Genomic DNA, 16,020 nt, shown 5'->3' with positions numbered 1-16,020 from the left:
TAAGTGTATATGAAGAATGTTATCATCGCAGAAAAGCCGTCGGTGGCGCAAAGCATCGCGGCAATCGTAGGAGCAGGACAAAGGAAGGACGGCTATCTGGAAGGCAACGGCTGTGCCGTAACATGGGCTTTCGGGCATCTGGTCGGGCTGGCCATGCCCGAAGCCTACGGGTTTGCCGGTTTCCGGCAGGAGAACCTGCCCATACTGCCAGCCCAATTCACGCTCATCCCCCGCCAGAAGCGTGAGGGGAAGGAATACAAGGACGACCCCGGCGTAGTGCGCCAGTTGAACATCATCAAAGGACTGTTTGAGGGTGGCGACCGCATCATCGTGGCGACTGATGCCGGACGCGAAGGGGAGCTGATATTCAGATATATCTACCATTATTTAGGCTGCACCAAACCGTTTGTCCGCCTGTGGATAAGCAGCCTGACCGACAAGGCCATCCGCGAAGGGATGGAACGGTTGCTGCCGGGCAGCAATTATGATAATCTCTACCTTTCCGCCAAGGCACGCAGCGAAGCGGACTGGCTCATCGGCATCAACGGCTCGCAGGCGCTCAGCCTTGCCGCCGAGCGGGGCGTGTTCTCGCTCGGACGGGTACAGACACCCACATTGGCCATGATTTGCTCCCGTTATCTGGAGAACAAGTCGTTTGCCCCGAAGAAGTACATGCAGATACGCATCACGGTGGAGAAGGATGGCATTGCGTTCCATGCCACAGCGGAACAGCGTTACGAGAACAAAGCCGCCGCAGACAGTGCGTTGGGCGAAATGAAAGCGTGCGGCACGCTCCGCATAACGGCACTTGCCCGGCGGGAGGTCAAAGAAGAACCTCCGCTGCTCTATGACCTGACCGCCCTTCAGCGGGATGCCAACACCCGGCTGGACTTCTCCGCCGACCGCACGCTCTCCCTTGCGCAAAGCCTGTACGAGAAAAAGGTGCTGAGCTATCCGCGCACCGGCAGCCGGTACATTTCCGAAGACGTGTTCGACGAAATCTCCTCGCGCGTCGCCCTCTTGCGGCAACATCCGCGTTTCGGGCAGTATGCCGCGTCGCTTTCCGGAGCACCGCTCAACCGCCGCAGCGTGGACGGAGGGAAAGTGACCGACCACCATGCGCTGATTGTAACCGAAAACCTGCCCTCCGGCCTTTCCAAAGACGAACAGGCCATCTACGACATGGTCGCCGCCCGTCTGCTCGAAGCCTTTTCCGCCCCCTGCATCAAGGAGGTAACGGAAATCCATGCGGTGGTGGGCAGCAGCGAAGCGCAGGCCAAAGGCACGGTGGTCAAGTCCGCCGGATGGCGTGCCGTGCGCGGCGAAAAGGAAGAGGACGACGGCGGGGGTATGGCACTCCCAAATCTGGAACAGGACGAGACGCTCCCGATAAAGGCACTCGAAGCGGTAGAGCGGCAGACCAAACCCAAGCCGCTGCACACCGAAAGCTCGCTGCTCTCGGCGATGGAGCATTGCGGCCGGGAGATTGACGACGAGCAGCTACGGGCGAGCATCCGCGAGACGGGCATCGGAACCCCTGCCACCCGTGCTGCCGTCATCGAAACGCTGTTCGCACGCGGTTATATCCGGAGGGAGAAGAAAAGCCTCGTGCCCACCGACAAAGGCATGGCGGTCTATGAAACGGTGAAGGACAAGAAGATTGCCAACGTGGAAATGACCGCCGCATGGGAGGACACGCTGGCACGCATCGAATCGGGCGAGGCCGATGCTGCCGCCTTCCGGCGCGACATCGAGGCATATACCGCACAGATTGTAACCGAACTGTTGGAAACCAAATTGTCCGTAGCGCCTTCGGAAAGCGAATACCCGTGTCCCAAATGCCGGAACAGCCGGGTGCTGTTCTTCCCCAAGGTCGTCAAATGCGCCGATGTGGACTGTGGCTTTACCCTCTTCCGTAACAAGGGCGGCAAGGAACTGTCGGACAAACAGCTTGCCGAACTCCTGACCAAAGGCAGAACCGGTGTTATCAAAGGTTTCAAAAGCAGGGAGGGCAAGGCTTTCGACGCTTCATTGGTATTGCGCCCTGACTTCTCCGTGGGCTACGAGTTTGCCGACAAGAAACCATCCAAAGGCAAATCTGCCAAGCGGAAATAACCATCCGGATATCAACCCGGACTTGATGCAGGATAAGTCCGTACCTCATGTACCATCAGTCCGGAACTTATCCTGTATGCCAATTACTATTGTTTCGTTTAACTTGTAAAGAAGAAAAATCATGAATCCGAACAAACCGAACATCCCGGCTCCGGCAGTTGAGCCGGACGAACTGTCCTATTACCGCCTTACCCTGTTGTCCTACCTCCGCGAATCGCATCCCGAACGGGCTGCCGACGATGCTTTTATCCGTGCGCGTGCCGACCTTGCCGCCGAAGCGTTCAGCAATGCCGTCCAGTCGGGCATGGATTATGACGAAGCTGTCAGGCAGGCGGACGAGGTGCTGTTTAACGGGTTGCACTTTTCCCGGCTCGACACGCTCATCACCGTGTTGTGGAACGAGTTTGCCGATGAGGTACCCGCAGGCCGCGCCCGCGAGGTAGCTCTCCAGCTCCTGCCCGAATGCGGCAGGGTGTTCAGCGGTTACGACCTGAGCGACGGTTTCGAGTTTACCCCCGACTTCGACCGGCTGTGCGGGGAACTGGCCGGTGTAATCTCAATCTGGCTCGAAGAAAATGGCATATAACAAGAAGGCACATCTTAGGGACAACATCGAGGCCATCCGCCTGATGTTCCGTCTGGAACGGGAGAGGCGTGCCGCCACACCGGAGGAGCAGACGGTATTGGCCGCCTACACCGGCTTCGGGGGCATCAAGGCGGTACTGTCCCCTTTCGGCAAGCTCACCGACATCCTCCGCTGGACGCAGAGCGACCGCGAACTCTTTCCCCTTGTGTCGGAACTGCATGGCGTGCTCCGCGAGGGGGCGACGGATGAACGGGAATACAAACGGCTGGTGGACAGTGTGAAGGCATCCACCTTTACCGCGTTCTATACACCGCCGGAAATCATTGGTGCACTGGCATCCTCATTAAGTGAGCATGGCGTGTCGCCGCACCGCTTCCTTGACCCGTCATCGGGCACGGGCAATTTCTTGTCTGCCTTCCAGCCGCATTTCTACAACGCCACCGCTGTGCCCGAAGCCACCGCGTATGAAAAGGACTTGCTGACCGGGCGTATCCTCCGGCAGCTTCAGCCCGGTACGGATGTCCGTGTGCAAGGCTTCGAGGAGCTTCCCCCACAGGACAACGGGCGGTTCGACGTGGCGGCGAGCAACATCCCCTTCGGCGACATCCGCGTATTTGACCCGTTGATGGACGATGGCACGGCACGGCGCTTCGCGCTCGGTTCCCTGCACAACTATTTCTTCGTCAAGGGGCTGGATGCCGTGCGCGAGGGCGGCATCGTGGCTTTCATCACCTCGCAAGGGGTGATGAACTCCGCGATGGGCACTCCCGTGCGCCAATATCTGATGGAAAGGGCGCGGCTCCTGTCCGCCATCCGCCTGCCCAACAATCTCTTTACCGACTATGCCGGTACGGAGGTGGGCAGCGACCTCATTGTGTTGCAGAAGGACACGGCATCCGGAAGGGAATACACCGGCCTTGAAAAAGCCTTCGTGGAAGTCAGCACGCAGGCCGACGGCACGACCCAGAATGAATACTTTGAGCGTACCGCCGCCATTGTTCATACGCGCGGCCATGTGGGAACCGACCCTTACGGCAAACCGGCACGCGTCTTCCTGCATGACGGGGGCATGGATGCCATCGCCGCAGACCTGAAATGGATGCTAGACAAGAACCTGTCGGAAAACCTCGACCTTGACCTTTATCTCCGCTTCTCGCCGGTGCGCGAGTTGCGCGAACTGGCGGAAGTACGGGCGGAAAGTCTTCAGGAACGCATTGCACAGGTGCGGGCGTTATCCAAGCCGGAACAGCAGCGTGTCGCGACGGAAACGCCGGAGGCGGTTGTGGAAGAACCGCCCATTGTCCGCTCTGAACCGGAGAAACCCGTCACGCAGGAGCCACTGATGTCCCTGTACGACCTTTTCGGCTTCACACAGGAGGAACGGCAGGCGTTCAGCACCGGACGGAAGCCCAAGCGGAAGAAGAAGCAGGACACCCCGCAGCTCTCCCTGTTCGACATTGTGGAACCGCTCGGCGGCCAGTCCGTACCCGACAAAGGGGATGCCATTGCCGCATCGCCCGCAGAAAAGCCTGTCCGGACTGCACAGCCCGAACCGACAACCAAACCCAAAGCCCCATCGGAAGAAGAACTTCGGGAACAGGAGCGCCGCCGGGCGGAGGAAGAGGCCGCACGGCAGGAGCGCATGAAGCCACGCCCCTTCACCGGCGAAAGGCTGGAGCACTACCGGAACGGCTCACTGGTGAATATGGACGGGCAGATTGGCTACCTCTCCGACATGGATAGAATCCCCGTGTTCCATCCGCTGGAACTGCCTGCCCGCCAGCAGCAGCGTGCCGCATCCTACATTGAACTTCGCGACACTTACCACCGCCTGTACAACGACGAAGCGGAACACCGGCAGGAGAACGGGGAACTGCGTGCGGGCCTGAACGGGCTGTACGACGGCTTTGTCCGTCAGTTCGGCAACCTGAACGACAAGAAGAACATCGACCTGTTCCGCATGGATGCCGATAACCGGGAAATCCTCGCCTTGGAGCGTTACACCGACGGCAAGGCGGTCAAGGCCGACATCTTTGACCATCCCGTGTCGTACAACGTGAACGAGATTACCCACACCGACGATGTGCATGAAGCATTGGCGGCCTCGCTCAACAAATATGGCGAGGCAAACATGGAATATATGGAATCGCTCACCGACAAGCCGCAGGCCGAGCTTCTGGAGGAACTGCGCGGCAGGGTGTTCTACAACCCGTTGGCAAAGCGTTTCGAGATTGCCGACCGCTTCATCGCGGGCAATGTCGTGGCAAAGGCGGAATACATCGAGGAATACTTGCAGACACATCCCGACGATGCCGAATCGCGCGTTTCGCTTGAAGCATTGCGTAAGGCGGCACCGGTACCCATTCCTTTTGAGGAACTGGACTTCAACTTCGGCGAACGCTGGATACCGGCTGCCGTGTACAGCCGCTATGCCTCATGGCTGTTCGACACCGACGTGTCCGTCCGCTACAACGCCAGCGCGGACGAGTACAATATCCGTGCCTCCGAACTCAGCCCGCGTATCTATAACCAGTATGCAGTCCGTTCCGAAACGCGCCTGTTCAACGGCGTGGCCCTCATGCGCCACGCCATCCACAACACCACGCCCAACATCACCAAGACCGTCACGGACAAGGACGGCAAGGACATCAAGGTGCGCGACCCCGAAGCCACGCAACTGGCCAACAGCAAGATTGACGAGATACGTGAAGGCTTTTCCGACTGGCTTATGGAGCAGTCGCCGGAGTTCAAGAAGAAGCTGGAGGACATGTACAACCGCAAGTTCAACTGCTTCGTGCGCCCCAAGTTCGACGGCAGCCACCAGACCTTTCCAGACCTTGACTTGAAAGGGCTGGGCATCAAGGATTTGTATCCATCTCAGAAAGACTGTATCTGGATGCTGAAGATGAACGACGGCGGGATAGCCGACCACGAGGTGGGTGGCGGCAAGACGCTGATAATGTGCATCGCCGCCTACGAGATGAAGCGGCTCGGACTGGCGCACAAGCCGCTCATCACCGGCCTGAAGGCGAACATCCACGAGATTGCGCAGACCTTCCGCACTGCCTATCCCCATGCCAAGATACTCTATCCGGGCAAGGAGGACTTCACGCCCGACCGCCGCGTGGAAATCTTCAACCAGATGAAGAACAACGACTGGGATGCCATCATCCTCTCGCACGAGCAGTTCGGCATGATACCGCAGTCGCCCGAAATCCAGCGCGACATCTTGCAGCAGGAACTGGACAGCGTGGAGGAAAACTTGGAAGTCTTGCACCAGTTAGGCAGCGAGGTAACCAATGCCCAACTCAAGGGCGCGGAAAAGCGCAAGATGAACTTGGAAGTCAAGCTCAAGGAGCTGACGCACGAGATAGAAACCCGCAAGGATGATGTGGCGGACTTCAAGCGCATGGGCATCGACCACATCTTTGTCGATGAATCGCACCGCTTTAAGAACCTCATGTTCACCACGCGCCACGACCGTGTGGCGGGGCTGGGCAACTCGGAGGGCAGCCAGCGTGCGCTCAACATGCTCTTTGCCATCCGCACCATCCAGCAGCGCACCGGCAAGGACTTGGGAGCCACCTTCCTGTCCGGCACGACCATCAGCAACTCCTTGACCGAGCTGTACCTCCTGTTCAAGTACCTGCGCCCCAACGAACTGGAGCGGCAGGGCATCCGCTCCTTCGACGCATGGGCGGCGGTGTTCGCACGCAAGTCCATCGACTACGAGTTCTCCGTGACCAACGAGATTGTGCAGAAGGAACGCTTCCGCTATTTCATCAAGGTTCCCGAACTTGCCTCGTTCTATTCCGAGATTACCGACTTCCGCACGGCGGAGGACATCGGCATCGACCGCCCGAAGAAGAACGAGATACTGCACAACATCGCGCCCACGCCCGACCAGCAGGAGTTCATCGCCAGGCTCATGGAGTTCGCCAAGACCGGCAATGCCACCGTATTGGGCCGTCCGCCGCTGACCGAGAAGGAAGAAAAGGCCAAGATGCTCATCGCCACCGACTATGCCCGCAAGATGTCGCTCGACATGAGGCTTATCGACCCGCTGAAATATGACGACGACCGCGACAACAAGGCGACCCACTGCGCCGACATGATTGCGCAGTATTACAACCGATATGCCGAACATAAGGGCACGCAGTTCGTGTTCAGCGACTTGGGCACGTACAAGCCCGACCAGTGGAACCCGTACAGCGAAATCAAGCGCAAGCTGGTCGAAGACCACGGCATCCCCGAAGACCAGATACGCTTCATTCAGGAAGCCAAGACCGAGAAGAAGCGCAAGGCGATGATTGAGGCGATGAACGAGGGGCGCATCCGTGTGCTGTTCGGCTCCACCGAAATGTTGGGCACGGGTGTCAATGCGCAAAAAAGATGCGTGGCCATCCATCACTTGGACGCACCGTGGCGCCCAAGCGACCTCCAGCAGCGCGACGGGCGCGGCATCCGCAAGGGCAACGAGGTGGCGAAGCTCTATGCCGATAACAAGGTCGATGTCATCATCTATGCGGTGGAGAAATCATTGGACAGCTACAAGTTCAACCTGCTCCACAACAAGCAGCTTTTCATCACCCAGCTCAAGCAGAACCGCATGGGCAGCCGCACCATCGACGAGGGCAGCATGGACGAGAAGGGGGGCATGAACTACTCCGAGTATGTGGCCATCCTCTCCGGCAACACAGACCTTTTGGACAAGGCGCGTCTGGAGAAGAAAATTGCCGGACTGGAGGGCGAGCGCAAGGCGTTCCAGCGCAGCAAGGGCGATTCGCGCATCCGGTTGGAGACCCTGTTGGCCAACCAAGCCTCCAACAGCGACATCATCGCGAGGGCGCGGCAGGACATGGCCGACTTCGAGAGCCGCGTGCAGTACGACAAGGAGGGCAAGAAGCTCAACCCGTTGAAGATAGACGGGGTAACGAGTGGTGACCCCAAAGTCATTGCCGCCCGGCTGCACGAGATAGAGGACAAGGAACGCACGCACGGTCAGCCGGTTCCCATCGGCTCCCTCTACGGCTTCGAAATCGTGGTCAAGACCGACACCACCGTCAAGGAGGGATTGGACTTCTGCGAGAACCGCTTCTTCGTGCGCGGCACGGGCAAGCTCCTGTACAACTACAACAACGGACGCTTGGCAGCCGACCCGCAGACCGCCTGCCGGAATTTCATCAACGCCTTTGACAGCATCCCCCGCCTGATAGAGAAATACACGCGGGACAATGCTGACATTGAAAAGGAAATTCCCGTCCTGAAGCAGGTCGTGGATGAAACATGGAAAAAAGAGGATGAGTTGAAGCAACTCAAGGCCGAGCTTGCCGCCCTCGACCGCCGGATATTGCTCTCCTTGAAATCCGTCGATGCGCAGGAGGCCAACACTGAAGGGGTAACGGAAATCCGGCCGGAGCCACAAGCTCCATCGGTGGCGCAACCCGCCCCCTCAATGCCCGACGACCCTATCGCCCCGGCATCGCCCGAACCATACATCCACCATATGCCCGACTATATGGCACATGCGGCGGAGCACAGACCGCCGGTGCTGCACGCCATGCCCAAGACCATCAGCATCAAGGAGCTGATGAGCGCGGGCAAGGAAAAGGTCGTAATCGGCGGCATCCCCCAACCGGAAGACGGCACGGAGAAGCCGCAGGAAAAACCGAAATGGAGGATGAAGCTGTGAGCGGGGTACACTTAATGAAAAACTTGGCAACTACATATAGTAAGGTGGTTGCCAAGTTTTCTATTTCAAATCTCGCCAATACATTCTTTATATGTTTTTCACCAAAATGTATATTGAGCCTTGAACTTCGCATAAATCTTCTTTGCCGCCTCCCTTTCTTCCTTGCTTTCAGGTTTCAAGTGAGCTATCTTCTCCACAAAGCGTTTAGCGTCCTTACCGGCAACTACCGGCGTTTCTTTAATCGGTCGAGCCATAAATCCCTGTATGTTGTCAATTATATCTTGTTTTCAATTATCGAAATGAAATCGTGCAATTTCTTTCCAACTTGATTCGCATCAGGTATCCGGCTATATGCCAGATAATTTAATTCCCGTTCATAATATCCGCCCAATTGCTTCCATAGCTCATTGAATGAACCAAGAAGGGGAGATTCTTTAATGGGTGTATGTTTCCATTTTTCCGGTGAGTCAAACATTTGTCGGTCATGCGCCGCCAGTTCTTGCAGGTCTTTAATGAAATCCTGTTCCACATATTCCATACATTCCCTATCGTCAAGCAGAAAATAGATATCATAGAAATGGCGGATTTTCCCGGTTAATCCTTGCACCGGATTATCCATAAAGGAGAAACGGAGAAGCGAAACGACTTTCTCGCACAAGGTGCGCCGTTTGTCCAGAATGTTCAGTTCAAACGGATGCAAGTCATATTCTTCAATGAAAGAGCCCATGCCTGTATCTTCAAGGTAGGAAGTGATAAAGCTCTTTATTTGCCGTCTGACGTATGGATAAGGATTGGCAAACGAATTTATTTCCACGACTACACGGTTGGCGACAAAATCAAACATCGGGTCATGGACGCTTGCCGGATATTGGTACAAGGCTTTCCGATAACGGGAACCCTTACTTGTCAATTCCGGTACAACCTGTTCCTGCAAGCCTTGGGTCATTTCTTTGCAGACCTTTGAAATCAATGTCTTTATCTGGTTGCCGCTCAAATCCTGTGTAAGTACGGCCACATCCACATCTTCTGAGAAGCGGTTAATCAATCCGTACCCTTTTGACAAGGATGTGCCGCCTTTGAACACCGTGTCCTCCATATAAACGCTTCGGGACAGTTGTTGCAAAATCTTGCTTATCCAATAGTCTTTTTCAATATAGACCGGTGCTATGTGGTAATATGCTGAAGCCGCACGTACCGCATCCGCTAACAGTTCAGGTTGTTTTTCCAGTATCATTCAATCCTCCATTTCTTTTTATTAGGCAATGCATCTTCACTTATTCCCAATTTATAGACCGTTACCGGATTCAATGAATCCCATAAAGGTTGCGCCTTCGCCATGCCGCAATCGTTCTCGATGATGGTTCCCAGCAAGGCGCGTACCATTGGCGGATAGGCTTCAGCCAACGCGACCATCTTTTCCTTCTCCCTCCTGCCAAGTTCTCCTACCAAAAAAGCTATGCGCCTGTATGATGCCTCTATTGTGGTGTCGGGTATTTCCTTGATGAAGCGGATGGCATCCAATAATTGCAGGAGCGGGATATTGTCTTTGGTTATCGGGTTGGGTTGCAGGACGAAGCAGACGGTGAATATATCCCGTTGTTTCTTGTTCCTGCGTTGGTTTGTGCCGATTTGGATGATGTTGGGAACTTGGGTGGTAAGCCCCAACCGGTTGAAGACGGAGTAACCGGTCAAATATCCGATAAATTTCCCGTTCTTTTCCAACAAATCCTTCACCAACTCTTCTTGTCTGGGTTTCAACGTGCCGAACACGCTCTTTTTAGGCTTGTAGAACCGTCCTTTGGATATTTTAGCCAAGTAGCCTTCACCCGCCAGCCGGTTCAGCATTTTAATGATGCTTTCGCTCGTTTCGGCAGGCAAGTTTAAGTCCCGGTAGGTAAACACATAATCGGGCTGAAAATCTTCCAATCGTTTCTGTACTTCCCTTGTGATAATCATAATCCCATGTCCTTGATTGTCGGTGCAAAGATAAGAAATATTCTTGTTTTTACGACACAAAACTGGAATTTTATTAGAAATGGATTCAGAAATGGCTCCACCCTGTCCTCCCGACAGAATGAAGCCGGTTGTTTAACCTAATTAGCGGGAACTTCCTGCTTCACAGCGGTAGAGAGCATCCCTGAACGATGCAAATCCAAGATGCATTATCCACAATCATCTGAGAGTTCTTTATCTTCTGCTTCTTTCTCCCCGCCATTTTCATCCGATTCTTCGGGCATCGGATAGGTTTCCGACAGCTTGTCCTTCCGTGCCTGACGCTTGATTTCGTTCTCGTCGAAATTGTTGCGAATGAACTCGTGCAGGTCTGATTCCTTGTAATAGGTCTTGTGGTATATCGAATGGAATTTCAATGCCCCGTTGTTCCGGTATCGCTGGAGCGTGCGCTTGCTGATGCGCAGCAGTTGGCACACCTCCTGGTTGTCATACAGCCGTTCCCCGTTCAGGTAGTTCAGGTGCTTCTGCCGGTTCTCCGCCTTGTCCAGCTTGCGCGATATGCGGTACAATTCACCCATGATGCGCTCCATCCATGCCTCAAATTCAGTCTTGTCCACTAACATGGCCGTTCCTCCTGTGCTTTTATACCTCGCCCAGCATGTAGCTGTTCGGGCTGTCGGGTGATTTCACAATGATTTCCTTTTCCCGCATGAAGCGGATGTAGCTCTTGGCCGTGCGTTCCTTCACCTCGAACGCCGCCTGAAGTTCTTCCGAAAGCTCCATGTAGCCGATGAAGCGTTTCCGGCTGAACAGTTCGCGTGCTACCGCCACGAGTTCCTCTTCCTTGCGCCTGTCCTTTTCCTCTTTCGGTTTCTCGCCCAGATAGGCGTGCATCGCCTTCTCCTTGTCCCATGCGAATTGCATGAGCGGCACATCCAGCGGGCTTCCGTCCCGCACTTTCAGGGCTTTCACCACCGAAACGGCGGGGTTCGTGTCCTTTTCGATGGAGAGGATGGCGGCAGCCTTGCGTTGCAGCTCGCTGCCCAAGTGCCCGCGCAGCTTCAGCCCGTTGGGGATGAAGTGCAGCACCGTGACGATGCACGTGTTGTAGATGCCCGCCAGCCGGTAGAGTTCCTCCACGACGGCGATGCTCTCCGCCTCGTCGTTGGCGCAACGTATCAGGTCGGCGATGCCGTCAATCACCACCAGATGGATGCCCCCGTACTGGTAATGGAACTTGTCCATGCTGAGCACGATGGACTTCAGCCGCTCCTTGCGGCTCATTCCCGTCAGGCAGTATGCCTTGAACCACTCCGGCATCGTGTCGCGCCCGCAACGGCGCAGCAGGGTACTTACGTTCTTGTATAGTTGCACCTCGCTCTGTTCGGTGTCATAGAACAGCACCGCCTTGCCTTTCGGGTTCCCTTCAATGGAAACGCCCAGCGTGTCGATGCCCTCCGCGTTTTCCGGTTTCACAGCACCGGCAATCAGGGCGGCCACATAGTTGCTTTTCCCCGTACCTTCCCCGCCGGTGATGCAGAGCAGGTTCCCTTGTGTTCCCAGCGGCACATCGTTCACCGATACTATCATTTGTGCCACAGGTGGCGGGTTGTTGAAATCCAACTCGCATGATTTTAATGCTGACATATCTTCCTTGTATAATGAATCCAAATGGTTTAAGAACAATTTCAACAAATCGTCGTGCGTGTGTCCCAACGCAAAATAATCCGTTACATCCTTTTCTTCTTTTGTTCCTGACAGTGGCAGCAAAAGGCGTTTCAATGCAAACGGCTTCAATTCTTCCTGCCGTTTGGCGGAAACTTCCAGACCGGTCTTGTCCATATCATACAGCAGGACAATGTGTTTGAACCGGTAGGAGAGCAGCATCAGCACAGAGGTAGGGATGACCGTCGTTTCCGAATTGAAACAGATGGCATGGAATCCGTTTGCCGCAAGGCTCATCACGTCTTTCTCACCGCCTGTGATAAACAACAAATCCCCTTTGGCGGATAATTGGTCAAGTCCGAAGCAGTAATTGTCGCCCAAATCTCCGGCATAGAGGAAACGCATCTCCGAGCGCGGGCGGTAGATTTTAATGTATTTGTCGCCTACATAGCCATACATCGGTTCCTGTGCCGTTTCAGTCAAGGTATAGCTTTTCCCTTCCTGATTGACGGAACTGAACGAATGCAGAGGCCGTACATTATATTTATTTAATGTATGCTCCGTGATTCTGGATTTGCTCCAAAATATCCGGTCTGTTTCATTGAACGCCCTTGGTACGATATTATACGGGCGTATTTTCTTTATCACCTGTTCCGGCGTGGGCGGGCAAACTACCTGAACGGAAGATGTGTCCACACAATTTTCGTAACCGTCCGCCAACCCCAAATGCAGGTCATGGTCAATGATGCGCATGATTTCAACGAAATCCTTCGCGTTCCTGCAACTCAGCCCCGTCATTGTCCCTACCAACTCGAAGCAGTCCCCGGAATATTCCTCATTGCCGAAATCCTTCATCTTATACACCGAATGCCGCCGGTCATAATATACGTTGCACGATGCCTTCGTATCCTTATATAAAGGATTCAGGAACTTCTTACCGATGCGGAACGGCACGGGCAGGTAGTGTCTGAACACCGAAAGCCCCCTGTCCGTCGCCTGCAAAATATCCTCCTTATTCATTGTCTTCGTCCTTTGTTATATCCAACAACCGGTTCTTCTTGTAAACGTCTATCAGGTGCGGTTCACACGTGATAACCTTTTCCCGTACCTTTTTCTCTATTTCTGAGAGCTTGTACAGGCACTTGCGGCGGAACACCGAATACTCTACCAGTCCGTCGCTCCTTAACCGTTGCAGGGTGCGTGTGCTGATATGGAGCATATCGGCCACTTCTTGACTGTCCAGCCATACATCGTTGTCAAAGTCGCAATCCTGCAACTTGTGTTCATTCTTGGTAATGAACTCAGCGATTTTCGCTATTTGCCCCATCATCTTTTGATAGGCGGCACTTTCCATTACGATAACTTCTGTCATAATCCTAATTATTGAAATGTTTGCCGCAAAGTTCCCGATAAGTCAAAATCCGCATGGTATACTATACGTGTACTACACCATAATTTTTTTGTTCCTGCATTTTTTTTGCGGGAAAATGCGAGGTCAATCCGTTTCGGTCAGGAGTAAGGTTAATAGATTCAAAATTAGTTCAGTGCAAGGTGCAAGCCTATTTATATATATAGGCTCGCACCTTGCACTTGAAAAAAAGGCTGAAAAAAATATTGTCAAGAACTTGCATGTTTCAAAAATGTGTAGTACTTTTGCACTCGCAATCGAAAGGTGACACGGTGGTGTCATAAGCTACGAAAATTGACAAGATGAAATCGTAACCAAGTCGTAACCATTAAATTTTAGGTTACGCATAAGTTACTGATTAAAAAGATATTATAAGCGGCAGGTACGATTCCCGTACGCACCGCAATAAACATTGAAAATCAATGTTTTGCAAAACAAACACCCGATTTTACACCCAAGAATGTAAAGTCGGGTGTTTTTTGTATTATTTAGGAAAAACACCGAGCGAAAAATCACTTGATTTTTGTAACATTCTACATGGTTTCGTATCTAAATGGAAAAAGAATAAAATCATGAAGAATTTAATTTGTAAAGTCGGGCTGCTGTGTGTCGTGTTATTGGGAATCATAGATACGGGCTTTGCTCAATCTTTTTCTGTGCAACGTGTAGGTGATGGAAAACAAGCCATAATTCTGATTCCAGGTTTCGCGTGTTCTGGCGAAGTATGGGAACAGACGGTTGATAGCTTACAAAACAATTACAGTTGTTACATTCTAACGATGCCTGGATTTGCAGGTATTCCTCCCGAAAAGAATCCGTCCTTTGATAGTTGGGCAAAACAGATTATTGGGTTCATTCAAAAAGAAAATATAAAAAATCCTATACTCATAGGTCATAGTATGGGTGGTGGCTTGGCTCTTTATATAGCATCAAGCCAGCCAAATTTAGTCAAAGGCATTGTCGTTGTAGATGCACTTCCTTGTTTGGCGGCTCTTTATAATCCCGATTTTCAGAGTAAAAAGATTGCTCCCGAAGAGTTTGACGAGTTTGAATCTCAAATGCGCAAGATAGGTGAGGAGCAATTTTACAGGCAAGCCTATATCAGCGCAACATCGCTTACGAGTGATTCGCTTCGGTATGACAATCTCGTCAAATGGAGCTTATCATCTGACAGAACGACTTACGCCCATATGTATTATGAGTATTCCAACATAGATTTAAGACCCATTATACCAAGCATTTCCGTTTCAACATTAGTTTTGTTGGAGTATCCTTTTAAGAAAATAGCCCCTATGATTGAGCAACAGTTTGGAAATCTGCCGAACATCCGGTTGGAATACGCGAATAAAGGATTGCATTTCATTATGTTTGATGACTGGGAATGGTATATACAACAGATTATGGACTTTTTAAATGACAGACCGTGAATTTCGAGTATTTATATAAGGTCTATTGGGATAAGGTCTTCCGATTATGTATGGGCTATTTCAATGATTATTCTTTGGCGCAAGACTTGGCACAAGATGTCTTTGTCCGTGTGTGGCAATATCTTCCCACTTTCAAAGGTGAATCATCCGTAGGAACGTGGATTTTTCGTATTGCCACAAACATTTGTTTGCGCCAAAGAGAGCGTCAGAATAGTATTTCTCAAGCAGAAGTCCCATTGAACCTGTTTGCTAAAGAACCGAGCGATAATTCATTACAGGTGAAAATTCTGTATGAAGCCATAGCCGAGCTTCCGGAAATGGACCGCTTGGTTATTTCACTTTATCTCGAAGAATTGAAACAAGCGGAAATAGCTCAAATCACAGGCCTGTCGGAAGCAAATGTACGTGTAAAGATACACCGGATAAAATCCACATTAGCAAAAAAAATACGTAATAATGATGAATGATATAGATATAAAATCCTTATGGAAAGGACAGCAGGCACCTGTTGCAGATTTGTCTGCCATACGCAAAAAGATAAAACGTTTCAGATTACGCAGAATCGGAGAGGCTTATGCCGTCATTATGCTTATGATATTAGCCATTGTCTTTGGAGCGGTTATCTGGATATGTTGGACACCCTTGCTGACGGTCACCAAAGTGGGCATTACTTTGTTGTCCATAGGCTTTATGCTGCCGGCTTTATCCTACGGCAGACTCCTTCGGCTTTATTATGGACTAAAAATTGATAGTACCAATATTGACTATATAGATAATCTTTTAAGAATAAAAAAGCGAGAATACAGACAGCAGCATCTCATCTTGAACTTATATTTTTTCTTTTTGTCAATTGGTTTTGCACTCTATGGATATGAATATACATTTTTCCATTCGTTTTATTGGGGGATAATTGCCTATTCTATTCTGTTGCTGTGGATTGCTCTAAACTGGTTTGTGTTCCGACCGCGTATAATAAGAAAACGCAATCACAAGTTCTACGACTTTATGAGGTACATTGAAAGTCATAGGGAACAGCTATTAGAATAGGTATTGTCTTTGGGACAAACACATAAAAAGACAGATACATTCTCATTTACTGTAAGCATTCGATAAACTACAAGTTTTAAACCTTTATATACAACAATAGCGACTGTCACTATGAACCTAATAGTTT

General features: G+C 52.0%; 12 protein-coding genes. 6 read left to right on the top strand and 6 right to left on the bottom strand.

The annotated features are described in order from the left end of the window. The first annotated feature begins 9 nt into the window (after positions 1-9). The 3 genes from topB to H9625_RS02555 all read left to right on the top strand — a co-directional run bounded on the left by topB (position 10) and on the right by H9625_RS02555 (position 8,393). Positions 10-2,115, top strand: a complete 2,106-nt coding sequence (gene topB / locus H9625_RS02565) for a type IA DNA topoisomerase (RefSeq protein WP_191762972.1) — start codon at positions 10-12, stop codon at positions 2,113-2,115. A 121-nt stretch (positions 2,116-2,236) separates the two neighbouring features. Then, positions 2,237-2,701, top strand: coding sequence for a DUF1896 domain-containing protein (locus H9625_RS02560; RefSeq protein WP_191762910.1), 465 nt, complete (start codon positions 2,237-2,239; stop codon positions 2,699-2,701). Beyond that, complete coding sequence (locus tag H9625_RS02555; RefSeq protein ID WP_191762909.1) at positions 2,691-8,393, top strand: N-6 DNA methylase; 5,703 nt, start codon at positions 2,691-2,693, stop codon at positions 8,391-8,393. Before H9625_RS02560 ends, H9625_RS02555 begins: the two co-directional genes overlap by 11 nt. 98 nt (positions 8,394-8,491) lie before the next feature. Here the strand turns inward: H9625_RS02555 and H9625_RS02550 are convergent, their stop codons facing one another. The 6 genes from H9625_RS02550 to H9625_RS02525 form a co-directional block, all read right to left on the bottom strand. Continuing rightward, positions 8,492-8,647 (bottom strand): hypothetical protein, encoded by a 156-nt coding sequence (locus H9625_RS02550; RefSeq protein ID WP_191762908.1) that lies wholly within the window; start codon positions 8,645-8,647, stop codon positions 8,492-8,494. Positions 8,648-8,667: 20 nt separating this feature from the next. After that, a complete protein-coding gene (locus H9625_RS02545) occupies positions 8,668-9,627 on the bottom strand; it encodes a nucleotidyl transferase AbiEii/AbiGii toxin family protein (RefSeq protein WP_191762907.1) in 960 nt (319 codons plus the stop codon). Continuing rightward, the gene (locus tag H9625_RS02540) at positions 9,624-10,349 is read right to left on the bottom strand and encodes a DUF6088 family protein (protein WP_191762906.1); all 726 of its coding nucleotides are present in this window, start codon (positions 10,347-10,349) and stop codon (positions 9,624-9,626) included. The genes H9625_RS02545 and H9625_RS02540 overlap by 4 nt, the downstream gene beginning before the upstream one ends. Before the next feature lie 206 nt (positions 10,350-10,555). Continuing rightward, positions 10,556-10,969, bottom strand: a complete 414-nt coding sequence (locus tag H9625_RS02535) for a helix-turn-helix domain-containing protein (protein WP_191762905.1) — start codon at positions 10,967-10,969, stop codon at positions 10,556-10,558. 19 nt (positions 10,970-10,988) lie between these two features. Continuing rightward, the gene (locus H9625_RS02530; protein WP_191762904.1) at positions 10,989-13,031 is read right to left on the bottom strand and encodes a bifunctional DNA primase/helicase; all 2,043 of its coding nucleotides are present in this window, start codon (positions 13,029-13,031) and stop codon (positions 10,989-10,991) included. Then, complete coding sequence (locus H9625_RS02525) at positions 13,024-13,383, bottom strand: helix-turn-helix domain-containing protein (protein WP_072545384.1); 360 nt, start codon at positions 13,381-13,383, stop codon at positions 13,024-13,026. Before H9625_RS02525 ends, H9625_RS02530 begins: the two co-directional genes overlap by 8 nt. A 608-nt stretch (positions 13,384-13,991) precedes the next feature. On the opposite strand from H9625_RS02525, the gene H9625_RS02520 reads away from it, so the two are divergent. Genes H9625_RS02520 through H9625_RS02510 form a run of 3 tightly spaced genes read left to right on the top strand, consistent with a single transcriptional unit; the run spans position 13,992 to position 15,893 of the window. Next, the gene (locus H9625_RS02520) at positions 13,992-14,846 is read left to right on the top strand and encodes an alpha/beta fold hydrolase (protein WP_191762903.1); all 855 of its coding nucleotides are present in this window, start codon (positions 13,992-13,994) and stop codon (positions 14,844-14,846) included. A 50-nt stretch (positions 14,847-14,896) separates the two neighbouring features. Next, positions 14,897-15,313, top strand: coding sequence for an RNA polymerase sigma factor (locus H9625_RS02515; RefSeq protein WP_225226214.1), 417 nt, complete (start codon positions 14,897-14,899; stop codon positions 15,311-15,313). Then, positions 15,303-15,893 (top strand): hypothetical protein, encoded by a 591-nt coding sequence (locus tag H9625_RS02510; protein ID WP_087248845.1) that lies wholly within the window; start codon positions 15,303-15,305, stop codon positions 15,891-15,893. Before H9625_RS02515 ends, H9625_RS02510 begins: the two co-directional genes overlap by 11 nt. Positions 15,894-16,020: the final 127 nt, after the last annotated feature.

Origin of the sequence: Phocaeicola intestinalis, assembly GCF_014837065.1 — a bacterium.
Classification (GTDB): domain Bacteria; phylum Bacteroidota; class Bacteroidia; order Bacteroidales; family Bacteroidaceae; genus Phocaeicola; species Phocaeicola intestinalis.
This window is presented reverse-complemented; position numbering and strand designations above follow the sequence as displayed.